This window comes from Streptococcus sp. STR1/CE/0325 (genome assembly GCF_055386095.1).
Window position 1 is genome coordinate 1475898 of the sequence record NZ_AP045018.1, and the last position, 11824, is coordinate 1487721.

Sequence of the window (11824 nt, forward strand, 5' to 3'; positions counted from 1 at the left end):
GAAAATTTCAAGTTAAGAAAAGAGAATGAAAAGGATTTCATTCTCTTTTTACTATCTTTTAAAGCTGATCTATCTCAAAACTTTCGGCTTTTTGCTTACCTGGAAGGACCAAGGACAGGGCAAGACCAAGTAAAGCTGGCACTAACCACGGCATAGAAGCGTCCGCAAACGGAAGGTGGTTAATCATATTGCTCACCCCTTCCCACTTGAACTGGCTAGCCAGAACCACAAGGAAGGATAGGACGCTCACCACTCCCATGGTGATCTGCATACCAAGTTTTGAAAGAGGAACTAAGCGATTTAACATGACCATCATGACAATCGTAATGGTAATCGGATAAAGCAAGAGCAAAACAGGAACTGAATAGGTAATGATGGCATTTAATCCCACATTTGCAATCGCAAAACCAATCAAGGTAAAGGCTGTGGTATAGACCTTATAAGAAAATCTTGGGAAGGTCTTTTGGAAAAACTCAGCCGTTGCCACAATCAAACCAACCGTTGTGGTAAAGCAGGTCATGGCAACCATAACAGCAAGGAAGATTTGCGCGCTGCTACCAAAAATAGCTTGGGTCGCTTGAGAAAGGACATAAACCCCTTTATTGGTATCGCCTGTCATGATGTCTTGTGGCACTGGGAAGTGATTGCCCAAAAAGCCAAGACCGATATAAAGAGCACTAAAGGCAAGTGCCACAACGATCCCCACCACCCAGATGGTTGAGATGTACTCTTTTTTAGAGGTAAAGCCGAGTTGCTTCAAGGTTTGAACCGCAATCACACTAAAGGCAACCGCAGCAAGAGCATCTAGCGTATTATAACCTTCTAAAAATCCTGTTCCAAAAGCAGCATTAGCATAGGTTCCAACAGCCTCTTGGGTCGGATGACTACCGTACTTGGCAGCCCCTAACACCACCAAAATGACAATCAAAATAGCAAAAACTGGGGTCAAAATTCGACCAATACTATCAAGGATCTTGGAAGGATTAAGAGCGATGAGGTAGGCAATGGCAAAGTAAATCACCGTAAAAATGACCAAGCCAAGACCAGCTACCCCACTAGGTAAAAGCGGCGCTATCCCCACCTCATAGGCTGTGGTGGCTGTTCTAGGAATGGCAAAGAAAGGGCCAATGGCAAGATAGAGCGCCACCAGATAAATCGTGGCATAAAGGGGGGAAATCTTGGTAGAAATCTCATGCACATAGCCTTTTGGATTGAGTGTACCAATCACCAAGGTCAAGACGGCTATCCCCACACCAGACAAGACAAATCCAGCAATAGCCGGCCAGAAATTCCCGCCTGACAAAGCCCCTAAACTAGGAGGGAAAATCAAGTTTCCCGCTCCAAAAAATATGCCAAATAAAAGTAGGCCTGTCAGCGATCCTTTTTTTAACATCACAAATCTCCTTTTCATTTTTTATCATTATACCAAATTTTTAGATAAATGGAAGAGCCAATTCACAAATTATTTTACTTTTGAATAATCTATTCCCCTCTTTTTGAGAGAAAACCGAACTTTCTCCCTCTTTTTCAGCACAGGTTCGAAACAGAAGAACCCTAGCGTTCGGTTTAAGAAAAATAAGAAATAAATTGAAGATGAAAGCGTTTTTTGGTATACTCATTCATAGGAGGCTAAGGACGATGACGAGGGTGCAATGACGGGCACTCCAACACCTTGTTGGCTTCAACAAGATGAACAGCAGATTTGAGAACATAGGAGGAAATAGATGCAAAAACCACCACATTCCTTTAAGCATTGGTTACTGGGGATGGCTCTTTTCCTAGGATTTATCCTAACACCACAAGGAGTCAAGGCGCAGAGCGTGGTCCTAGAAGCCCAGACAGCGAGACAGATGACAACTCCTGAAACAGCGAATAAGGATGTCTCCCAAGATCTCCCTGTCCAAGCACAAGTTTCAGAAAGTCCACCTGCCCTAAACCAAGAGCAAGAAAAAGGGGAACAAGACCAGACAGACATCTACCAAAAGGCTGAACAGAAGGTTCAGCCACAAGAGCCTGCCCCTCAGCCTCAACAGTTGGACTCACCTGAACACACCGATCAAAAAGCTAAAGCACAAGCAAGCTTTTTCTCTGCTAAGGAGGAGGTTAATCCTTCATCGCCCTTGAATCAAGCGGAGTTGGAACAAACCGCTAAAAAATACCTCGAAAATGCTAACCAACAAGAGCGACACCTCTTTCACTTGGCCAAAAACGATGACGAAAAAGAGAAGGTTCTCACCTACCTCTTTGATAATCAAGCCGAGGAAGATTTAGCCCTTAACTTTTTAGACCACATCAAGCCCTACCTGTCCACTGAACAGCTAGAGGCCTTAGACAAAGAAACAGACCCAACTCGCTACAAAGAGCTGGTTAAGGAATACTTTTAAGCCTACAAGCGGACGAGCGACCTCACTGACCTGGTCAGCTACCTAATCTCGGACAGTTCTAAGGAAGAGTTTGACCAGATCATTCACGCCAAGACACAAGATGAACTAGCTGATACTCTCCTTGACATGGCACAAAAACGAGACGGCACCATCAAAGACGAGGCACCGACTCACCCTTCTGCCTTTCGAAACGCTGGTGTTTTAGGAGGCCTTTTCTCTGGACTGATGAGTAATGGAGGTGCCATTCTCAATGCTGGCAGAGCTGTTCTCGGTGCTGTTGTTGAAACGGCAATCGAGGGGTTTGCTGCAGTGGAAGCCGTTGTATCAGCTCCTGTTATCCTTGGAGCTGCAGTTGTTGCGGGCGCTGCATATGGAGGCTATCTCCTTTATCAACATTTCCATTCGGCCCAGCCCGTCCACTATAATCCACCAACTTATCAAGCCGCTAAGATCTCTTCTGGCCAGATCATCCAACAGCGGATCACCGCCAGAGAACAAGAACAACTCTACGGAAATGCCTACCAGCAATTTCGCAGAACAACGCCTATTTTGGCTAGAACTATGATCAGCAACGCCATCTCCCAATTTACAGGAACTGCTTCTTCCTCAGGGACGGCGCAACGTGCTAGAGCCAAACTAACAGCAGGCGGTCTCAGACAGTCTGGTATTCTCTCACAACTCACAGCAGACACCAGTTCTCTCGCTCCTAAGCTTGAAGCTGCCATCACCTTCCATACTGTGGTTTCAGGTGAGTCTGTTTGGTCTATTGCTCACAAATACGGCATTTCCATGAGCGATCTCAGACAGTGGAACGGTATTGTGGACAATGTCCTTTATCCTGGGGATCAACTCATTGTCGGTGAAAAAACGATCGAAGAGGCAGGCAATCTCCTCCACACCGTCCTCAGCGGAGAGTCCGTTTGGTCCATCTCCCACAAATACGGGATCTCCATGGCAGACTTTATCAAGTGGAACCATATTGTCAACAACCTCATCCACCCAGGGCAACCCGTGATTGTCAAGATGGGGATCACAACTCCTGCCCTTAAACCGGTGGCAAAACCAACCACTACTACCCCTGCTAGACCCACTTATACCATTAAACCGGGGGACTCCGTTTGGGGGATTGCCCATCAGTTTGGGATCTCTATGGCAGATCTGATCAAGTGGAATGGGATCATCAACAACACCATCCATCCGGGGCAAGTGATCACAATCGGTGCGCCCATCACCAAAGCCAGTGAAACCCCAATCGCTAAACCAACCACTATCCCACCCGTGCAACACGTGGTCAATGCTGGCGAATCTCTCTGGCTCATCGGTCATCAGTACGGGGTGACGATTGAGCAGTTGAAAAACTTGAATGGCCTCACCAGCAATCTCATCCATCCGGGGCAAATCCTAACCATCAAAACAGGACGTAACATCCGCTCCATTCCAAAAGGGGCTAAGACCTACAAAGTTAAGTCTGGAGACTCCGTCTGGGGCATCGCCAACCGATTTCGCATCAAGATGAGCGATCTCATCAAGTGGAACAATATCGCCAATAACCTCATCCACCCTGGGCAAAGCCTGATCATTGAGAAATTCCTAGACCCAGACCCTGCTCTCACACACCCTCCTGTGACAGGTTTTCCACTCCCTGAAGCCGAGCCCCATATCACCACAGAACCCCTACCTGAACCTGAAAATCCGATCACCAAACAACCTAACCCACCAACTGTGGGACTGGAAAATGGAGGCGTGATCGCAGATCCACTGCCAGAAGAAGAAGGACATATCACCGTTCATCCGCCTCAAGTGGATACGGCTACTCTTCTACTACTTCACAAAACATTAGATGACCTCACTGTTAAAGAAATTCATGATATGAGTGTCTCTGATTGGAGAAAACTTGTAAAAGCGAATGCAGACAAGGGATGGACTATAGACGAACATGGAAAATTTATCCATGTCAAACATAACGGAAAATTCAAGATTCGGACTGATCCACCAGATAAAGTAACAAAATATGATCATATTCACGTCTATGACATAGACGGAAATTTACTGGATATTGATGGAAATATCGTTCAAGAATCAGACGAAAAAGGACATATTCCTTGGGCAAAATGGTGGTAAAATTGACTTACTATCATTAATCTATCTTTAATAAAAGAAAGGTACAAAATATGAGACAAGTCTATTCTCAAGCTAAAAAGTTTTCTCAACCTGTTATCACTAAAGAAAAAGTCGAGAAAGTCGAAGAGTTACTTAATCAACTCTTCGCTTATGATCCTGTTATTTTTAACATTGAGGCACATTACTTTTTAGATGAAATTGTCATTTATCTAGACACAAAAGAAGTAAACGATGAGATGTGGCAGATAACCTTTTTATCCTGTGGAGAAGTTCACTATGAAACAGATGCCCACTATCGATCCTTAACGCATGTTTCAGATAGCTCCTTACCAGAGCTAGGACATTTAGGCTTTGCAAATGTTGAGGTGAACATTTTTGACAAAGAACCTAGAACAGATATTATAATGTCACCAAGCCCTGAAGAACAAACAGAATGGAAGCCTATCTATGTTGAAGAACCACATTTTATGAAAATTTCTCTAACAACTCGAAAATTATTTTTAACAGTCGTTTGTCGTCAAGTGTCTGTTAAAAGAGTCAAACGAAAAGAACATCACTTTTTTTGGCAAGAAAATAATTTTGACGGAGTTATTCCTTACGGCAACGGAAAAAAATGGTAAAATCTCCTATATTCTTATGCGTAACAGCTCCATATTTTTCTACCCTAGGAGGCAACTATGCAAAACAACATCCACATCGTTGAGGACTTAAGCCAGATCCCCATCCCAGACAATCATCACTTGGCTGTCCTTGATCAAGCACTCTATCTAAAATCTGATTCAGATATCCTAACAGCCCTAGGACACCTCTATCACATGCCAGACTACCACAATTGGGCTGCTGTAAGTGACTGGATTAGAGACTTAGATTGGCTAAACGCTGAGGGGTACGTACTAGCCATTGATCAGTTTAATAATTTTATGAGTGAGGATAGTGATATTAAAAATCTCTTTTTATATATTCTATCTGGTTCTGTCCTACCATGGTGGGAAGGAGAAATTCTGAATTGTATGGTTGGAGGTGAAACAAAAAGTTTCCAAGTTTACTTGGTCAACAACAGCCCCCTCTCACTCCCAGCTCCCTCACCCAATCAAGAGCGGATCAACAACCAAGTCCAGCTGGCTCATCACCTAGACGACATCCCCATCCCAGACGACCAGCATGTGGTCATCCTAGACGGGGCAACCATCCAGTCTGAGAGGGAACTTCTAGCCATCCTAGAAAACGCCTACCAACTCCCCCCTTGTCAAAATCTGGACGATCTTAAAAAAGGGCTACGTGACCTCTCATGGATAGATGCCTCAGGCTATGTCCTCATCATCAAACAATTTGAGGACTTTATGAAAGAGGATCCAAGTAAATATCAATTTCTTTCTCTCTTGTTCCTAGATACCCTACATTTTTGGTCAGGTGATTTGGGATACTGGCTCTCCAAAGATGAGTTTATCGGGGATAGACCAAAACAGCTCAAATCCTTTCAAATGTACTGGATCAAGGACTAGCAACAACTCCTCACCCTATCTGCTGGAGAATGGAAGGCAATCGCCGATGCGACAGGATGGGAGGCTTTGGAGAATAATGGACGAATTCATATCAAACGGCCTGAAGGATCTTATGAAAACAAAAAGGATCCTAGGTACTTCCGTATCCGAGTGGATCCAGCAGGCTCTGATGCTAATACACCTTATCAGCACATCCACATCTACGATAAAGATGGAAATCCTTTAGACATTAAGGGAAATATTGTTGACCGTACCAGTCCCGAGTCTCACATCCCTTGGACAGAAGAAACTTACCTACAATACAGGGGGAAATAAAATGAAAAACGAGTACTTGACTACTCTCGAAGCCATTCAAGAAAAACTCAACTCTATACATTTACACGATATGCATACTTTCGATGTAACTATAAATTATCACTTAGATAAACTCTCCATTTATTTTGATGACTACGAAGGGTATGATTACTATTGGAAAATCAGCTTTTTTCACTGCTATAAGGTCAACTACGAAACGGACGGTGATTGGAGTGATGATTATTTAAAAACAAATCAAGAAAAATCTGGCTATTGTCCAGTATTTGATATTCAATGGATTCGTCCCAGTATCTACCAAGAAGAACCTGAATTCTTCAAATTCGATATTGACTTGACAACTCTTTCTATGACGGTCGTTTGTCGATCTATTACTGCTGAACGATTTAAAAGAAGCGACAAAACCTTCTATTGGGAGAAAAAAGACTAATCTTTACTTCCCAAAAACTATCCCAAAGTTATGATAACTCTGGGATTTTTTCTCCGCTTCTCTCATTTTATGCTACAATAGAAAAAAGCAGTCACGCCTAAGCAGAAAGGAGCTTTCTATGAGCCACGATTTTATTATTAATGGGGATTTTTACCATATCTATATTGACCCTAGCGCCAAGGTAGAGATTGGCAAAGAGGTCTTTCTCTATCCTTTTTCTTCGGTCTGGGTAGGTGGGGAGGCTGAGCTTATCCTTGAAGATGGGGTCTTTTTTAATAACCGTTGCTCCATCAAATGCTTGGAGAAGATTCACGTTGGAAAGGACACCATGTTTGGTGACGGGGTTTGTCTTTTTGACAACAATCATCGCTACACCAACTACCATACGGCTAAAGGTGATTTTACCACAGCTCCCATCCACATTGGGCGCAACTGCTGGATTGGGGCAAATAGCACCATTTTAGCAGGTGTCACGATTGGTGACAATGTCATCATCGGGGCGAATTGCCTCATCTACAAGGACATCGCCTCTAATACCATCGTAAAAAATGGCACCCAACTCCTCATCAGCCAAAGACGTCAACACCAGCACCACGCCTTTATCCTAACCAATTCCGATCAGATTGAGCACCTGGCTCATCTCATTGCCGCTCTACCAGATGTCGCCTTTCATATCGCTGCCAAAACCTCCATGTCACCCAGTCTAGAAGCCTTTGGAGAGCATGAAAATGTCACCCTCTACCCCAATATCCAAACGGATCTCATTGCATTTCTCCTCGAAAAAGCAGATGTCTATCTGGACATCAATCATTGGAACGAAGTGGATGATATTCTAGCACAAGCTCACCTGCAAGGAAAGCCCATCCTCGCCTTTGACACCACCAGTCACAAACCAGAACTTTCTACCGTCGTTTCCACTCAAGACCCTGATCAAATGATTCACATCATCCAAGACCTGCTCCAGCTCTAATCCCACAGCATAACAAACAGCCCAAAGATGCTATCTTTAGGCTGTTTTGCTTTATTTATGACTAATTTTTTTGGTCAAAAAATCACCGATAAACTGGATGATGAAAATGATAACCACGATAATGAAGGTCGCAAGCAAGGTCACATCATGATTGAAGCGGTTATAACCGTAGGAAATCGCGACATTTCCAATCCCTCCTGCACCAACCGCGCCTGCCATGGCGGTTTCACTCACGAGGGAAATCAAGGTCACCGTCGTCACCCGAATCAAGTCAGGCAGACTCTCTCTGAGATACACCCCGACAATATCGCCAAAAGTCGCCCCACTGGCCTGAGCCGCCTCAATGATCCCACTGTCCAGCTCTGAGAGAACCACCTGCACCTGACGGGCAAAAAAAGCAAAGGTCGCAAAGGATAGGGGAACCAAGGCCGCATTGGGACCGATCCCTGTCCCAACAATCAGATAAGCAAATGGTGACAAAAAGGCCAGCAAGATGATGAAAGGAATGGCACGAAAGATAGAGGTCACCTTGTCTAAGAGCCAATAAGCCACCTTATTTTCCAGCACCCCACCTGGACGCGTAAGGACCAAGAGCAAGCCCACACCAAGGCCCACACTGCCTCCGATTAAAAAGGAAACCACTGTCATATAAAGGGTCAGATAAATAGCTGTTCCCCAGCCAGCTTGGCCGCTCCATCCCATTTGATACACATTGGGCATATAAGTTTGTATCAAGTCTAGCATCTTACTTTCCCTCCTTTAACACATGTAAGCTGACACCAGCTTGAGTAATAGCATCTTGGGCTTCTTTTAGAGCCTCTTTCTCCCCTGAGAGAACCACGACCATCTCGCCAACTGGTGTTCCATCTAAAATCTCGATATTGCCGTAGAGGATATTAGCCGTCACCTCAAAGCGTTTGTAGATTTGATTTAAAATCGGCTCATCCGTAGAGTTGCCAGCATACTTCATCTGCACGAGTAAGCTATTGGCAGGTAGATTTTGTACCAAGGCTTGTTTCTCGATTTTGACCAAGGCTTCCTCGATTCCTGTTGCGGTATTGATAAAGTCTTTGGTCAAATCTTTTTTGGGATTTGAGAAGATGTCAAGCACTGATCCTTCTTCAATCAAGTTTCCGTCTTGCATGACCGCAACACGGTTGGCAATGTCTTTGACAATCTGCATCTCATGGGTGATGAGGACCACTGTCAAACCTAGTTTTTGATTAAGCTCTTGTAGAAGCGCCAAAATCTGCTTGGTCGTTTTGGGATCAAGGGCTGAGGTTGCCTCATCTGAGATGAGGATCTTAGGATCATTGGCCAAGGCACGCGCAATCGCCACCCGCTGTTTTTGACCACCAGAGAGCTGGGAGGGATAATTTTCCGCTCGCTCAGACAAGCCCACTAAGTCTAACAGGCGTTTGACCTTTTCTTTTTTCTCTTCTTTAGAAAGGGAGGAATGTTTGAGGGCAAAGGCGACATTTTCTTCTGCAGTTAGCTGATTCATCAGGTTGAAATGCTGAAAAATCATTCCAATATCCCGACGTTTTTCACGCAGGCTCGTTGTCGTCAACTGGACTTTTTTCTCATCAAAAAGCACATCCTCATCGACTACGATGGTACCTGAGGTCGGTACCTGCAAGAGATTGATGACACGAACAAGGGTAGATTTCCCAGCTCCTGAATACCCCACAATCCCATAAATGTCCCCTTGATTAATATGAATGGTCACATCCTTGACCGCCTCTATCCGACGTTTTTTTTGTTCAAAAACCACATCAATATGGTCTAACGTGATAATTTCTTTACTCATAACTTGCAATCAACTCCTCTACTAATGCCACATGTTCCACATAATCACTCAAGCGGATATTTTCATCTATGCCGTGATCGCGACTGCCTGAATAACCCAGACCAAAAGCCACCATCGGTACCTTTAAGGCGCTAAAGACCGTGTGCATGGGACCTGTCCCAAGACTAGTCGGCAGCAAACTCACCCCTTTTTCAGAAGCCTTTTGGGCTAGCGCAACCAAGCCTAAGACAGACGGTGCAGACAGGCTACTGCGGTAGCTCTCCTCACCCAACGTATAGACCACCTCAACCTGATCAAAGCCATTTTTCACCAACTGCGCCCGAATCAAGTCTAGCACTTCCTTGGGTTTTAGACCTGGAACCAAGCGCACCTCTGCTTTCACACTAGCTTTTGCTGGTAAAATGGTTTTGACCCCTTGTCCTTGATAACCAGATGTGATGCCCTCAATATTGAGAGATGGCTCAAAGAAGAGCCGTTCCAAAAAGGCTTCACGCTCTTCAACCAAAAGCGGTAAACGAAGACCATAGACCTGTTGCAAATCCTCTGCCTGATGTCTGGCGTACTGCTTAACTAAATCTCGTTCCCTTTGCGTTGGCGGAATAACTTTCTCATAAAGCCCATCCACTAAAATCCGACCTTCTTTGTCTCTCAAACTGGACAAGGCTTGAATCAGATACCAAGAACTAGACTCAATCACACTCCCCAAACTCGAATGGCAATCCACATCGCTACTTTTGACCCGCAAGTCAAAAGTCACAATGCCCTTATTTCCACCTGAAAATTCCAGTTGTTCTGCTTCATTGCGACCGCCCTGTTCCCAGATCAGCAAATCCGATCCAGCCAGCTGGCCTTTATAGCGCTTGAGATAACGCTCCAAGTCCACCGAAGCCGACTCTTCAGCCCCCTCCATCATAAAGACAATGTGAACAGGTAGTTCCTCATTTTCCTGCAAGTAAGACACCACCGCGCTCAAGCGTGCAATGATATGCCCCTTGTCATCATCCACCCCACGTCCGTAGAGCTTGCCTTCTCGGTAACGTAGTGAAAAAGGAGGGGTCGTCCATTCCTCAGCATAATCGGCTGGTACCGTATCGTAATGCTGGTAAAAAATCAAGGTCTTAGCGTCCTTACGAGGCGAAGCAAAACGCGCTAGGACAAAAGGGGCGCTAAAAGCATCATCTAAAGTCACCTCAGCACCTGCCGCCTCAAAAATCTCCTTCAAATAAAGGGCAGCCTCCTTTAAACCAACCTCTTGTGCAAAAATCGAGCGTTTGGCAATGAGCTTCTCTAAAACCAAGAGATAGTCCTTGACCACTGGGTCCAACTCAAGTGCTCGTATGTCCTCTAACAGCATCCTTACTCCTCCTACATGAAAGAAGAGGCGAAACCAAGCGTCCACTCCTCTTCATTGTTCTTTATGACAACGGCTTTAGAAAACCGGTTGATCTAAGCCATCAGAACTCTTTTCGATAATCTTTTTCACTTCATCTGTGTGGTAGGCTTCAATCACCTTTTTAATGGCATCAGCTTTTGGTGATTTTTCCCAATCTTTTTGAGCTGCAATCAAGTTAATCCATTGTTTGCTGTCACCATCTGCTTTTTCCACATAGAGGGCTTTTTTGTAGTCAATCTTAGCTTCTGACACAAAGTCATTATTGACAATAGCCGCATCAAGCGAAGACAGCGAATGAGCCGTTTGGCTGGCATCAAGTTCTTTGATTTCCAAGTGTTTTGGATTATCCTTGATGTCTGCTACGGTGACCAATTCTTTTTTGGAATCTTTTAAGGTCAACAGTCCTGCTTGTTGCAAGAGGCGAAGGGAACGACTTTCATTGACCGCATCATTTGGAATACCAATACTAGCCTTATCAGGTAATTGGTCTAGGCTGGTGTAGCGATTTTTACCGTCCTTGATACCTGAATAAAGGCGCATTGGTGAGAGATAAGTCTCAGCAATGCCAATCAAATCTTTTTTATTTTCCTTATTCCAGTTATTCAAGTAGTTATAGTGTTGGAAGGCATTGATATCCACTTCATTGTTGGCAAGGGCTTTATTGGGCTGAGAGTAGTCTGTAAACTCTTTAAAATCAAGTTTCACTCCATCTTTTTCAACCAATTCTTTGACCTTATTCCAGCGTGCCTCCTCAGAAGCATTTTTAGCCATGATGCCGACTCTAACGGTCTTATTATCCGATTCTTTATTACCACTAGAACAAGCTGCTAGACCAAGTCCTGCTACTGTTACTACTGCTGCTAATCCCAACCATTTTTTGATGTTCATATCTTTCCTTCTTT

General features: G+C 44.4%; 12 protein-coding genes. 7 read left to right on the forward strand and 5 right to left on the reverse strand.

Features of this window, described 5'->3' with window-relative positions:
- Positions 1 to 58: 58 nt before the first annotated feature.
- Complete coding sequence (gene brnQ, locus ACZ49W_RS07125) at positions 59 to 1393, reverse strand: branched-chain amino acid transport system II carrier protein (RefSeq protein WP_464814624.1); 1335 nt, start codon at positions 1391 to 1393, stop codon at positions 59 to 61.
- A gap of 331 nt (positions 1394 to 1724) precedes the next feature.
- On the opposite strand from brnQ, the gene ACZ49W_RS07130 reads away from it, so the two are divergent.
- The 7 genes from ACZ49W_RS07130 (at position 1725) to ACZ49W_RS07160 (ending at position 7719) form a co-directional block, all read left to right on the forward strand.
- Positions 1725 to 2384, forward strand: coding sequence for a hypothetical protein (locus ACZ49W_RS07130; protein ID WP_464814625.1), 660 nt, complete (start codon positions 1725 to 1727; stop codon positions 2382 to 2384).
- A gap of 126 nt (positions 2385 to 2510) precedes the next feature.
- Positions 2511 to 4505: a LysM peptidoglycan-binding domain-containing protein gene (locus tag ACZ49W_RS07135; RefSeq protein ID WP_464814626.1), complete on the forward strand. Its 1995-nt coding sequence runs from the start codon at positions 2511 to 2513 to the stop codon at positions 4503 to 4505.
- Between the two features lie 50 nt (positions 4506 to 4555).
- A complete protein-coding gene (locus tag ACZ49W_RS07140; RefSeq protein WP_464814627.1) occupies positions 4556 to 5125 on the forward strand; it encodes a hypothetical protein in 570 nt (189 codons plus the stop codon).
- Positions 5126 to 5182: 57 nt separating this feature from the next.
- The gene (locus ACZ49W_RS07145) at positions 5183 to 6007 is read left to right on the forward strand and encodes a barstar family protein (protein WP_464814628.1); all 825 of its coding nucleotides are present in this window, start codon (positions 5183 to 5185) and stop codon (positions 6005 to 6007) included.
- Positions 6008 to 6073: 66 nt separating this feature from the next.
- Positions 6074 to 6322, forward strand: coding sequence for a hypothetical protein (locus ACZ49W_RS07150; protein WP_464814629.1), 249 nt, complete (start codon positions 6074 to 6076; stop codon positions 6320 to 6322).
- A gap of 1 nt (position 6323) precedes the next feature.
- A complete protein-coding gene (locus ACZ49W_RS07155; RefSeq protein WP_464814630.1) occupies positions 6324 to 6749 on the forward strand; it encodes a hypothetical protein in 426 nt (141 codons plus the stop codon).
- 118 nt (positions 6750 to 6867) lie between these two features.
- Positions 6868 to 7719, forward strand: coding sequence for an acyltransferase (locus ACZ49W_RS07160; RefSeq protein ID WP_464814631.1), 852 nt, complete (start codon positions 6868 to 6870; stop codon positions 7717 to 7719).
- Between the two features lie 51 nt (positions 7720 to 7770).
- Here the strand turns inward: ACZ49W_RS07160 and ACZ49W_RS07165 are convergent, their stop codons facing one another.
- From ACZ49W_RS07165 to ACZ49W_RS07180, 4 genes are all read right to left on the reverse strand, one after another.
- Positions 7771 to 8463, reverse strand: a complete 693-nt coding sequence (locus ACZ49W_RS07165; protein ID WP_464814632.1) for a methionine ABC transporter permease — start codon at positions 8461 to 8463, stop codon at positions 7771 to 7773.
- 1 nt (position 8464) lies between these two features.
- A complete protein-coding gene (locus ACZ49W_RS07170) occupies positions 8465 to 9529 on the reverse strand; it encodes a methionine ABC transporter ATP-binding protein (RefSeq protein ID WP_464814633.1) in 1065 nt (354 codons plus the stop codon).
- Positions 9522 to 10883: a M20/M25/M40 family metallo-hydrolase gene (locus ACZ49W_RS07175; protein ID WP_464814634.1), complete on the reverse strand. Its 1362-nt coding sequence runs from the start codon at positions 10881 to 10883 to the stop codon at positions 9522 to 9524. The genes ACZ49W_RS07170 and ACZ49W_RS07175 overlap by 8 nt, the downstream gene beginning before the upstream one ends.
- Before the next feature lie 75 nt (positions 10884 to 10958).
- Positions 10959 to 11810 (reverse strand): MetQ/NlpA family ABC transporter substrate-binding protein, encoded by an 852-nt coding sequence (locus ACZ49W_RS07180; protein WP_464814635.1) that lies wholly within the window; start codon positions 11808 to 11810, stop codon positions 10959 to 10961.
- Positions 11811 to 11824: the final 14 nt, after the last annotated feature.

Bases quoted from the DNA above. Each gene is read 5' to 3' on its own strand.
- ACZ49W_RS07140 (WP_464814627.1), top strand. From the start codon at position 4,556: ATGAGACAAGTCTATTCTCAAGCTAAAAAGTTTTCTCAACCTGTTATC.
- ACZ49W_RS07130 (WP_464814625.1), top strand. From the start codon at position 1,725: ATGCAAAAACCACCACATTCCTTTAAGCATTGGTTACTGGGGATGGCT.
- ACZ49W_RS07145 (WP_464814628.1), top strand. From the start codon at position 5,183: ATGCAAAACAACATCCACATCGTTGAGGACTTAAGCCAGATCCCCATC.
- ACZ49W_RS07135 (WP_464814626.1), top strand. From the start codon at position 2,511: ATGGCACAAAAACGAGACGGCACCATCAAAGACGAGGCACCGACTCAC.
- ACZ49W_RS07155 (WP_464814630.1), top strand. From the start codon at position 6,324: ATGAAAAACGAGTACTTGACTACTCTCGAAGCCATTCAAGAAAAACTC.
- ACZ49W_RS07160 (WP_464814631.1), top strand. From the start codon at position 6,868: ATGAGCCACGATTTTATTATTAATGGGGATTTTTACCATATCTATATT.
- ACZ49W_RS07165 (WP_464814632.1), bottom strand. From the start codon at position 8,463: ATGCTAGACTTGATACAAACTTATATGCCCAATGTGTATCAAATGGGA.
- ACZ49W_RS07170 (WP_464814633.1), bottom strand. From the start codon at position 9,529: ATGAGTAAAGAAATTATCACGTTAGACCATATTGATGTGGTTTTTGAA.
- brnQ (WP_464814624.1), bottom strand. From the start codon at position 1,393: ATGTTAAAAAAAGGATCGCTGACAGGCCTACTTTTATTTGGCATATTT.
- ACZ49W_RS07175 (WP_464814634.1), bottom strand. From the start codon at position 10,883: ATGCTGTTAGAGGACATACGAGCACTTGAGTTGGACCCAGTGGTCAAG.
- ACZ49W_RS07180 (WP_464814635.1), bottom strand. From the start codon at position 11,810: ATGAACATCAAAAAATGGTTGGGATTAGCAGCAGTAGTAACAGTAGCA.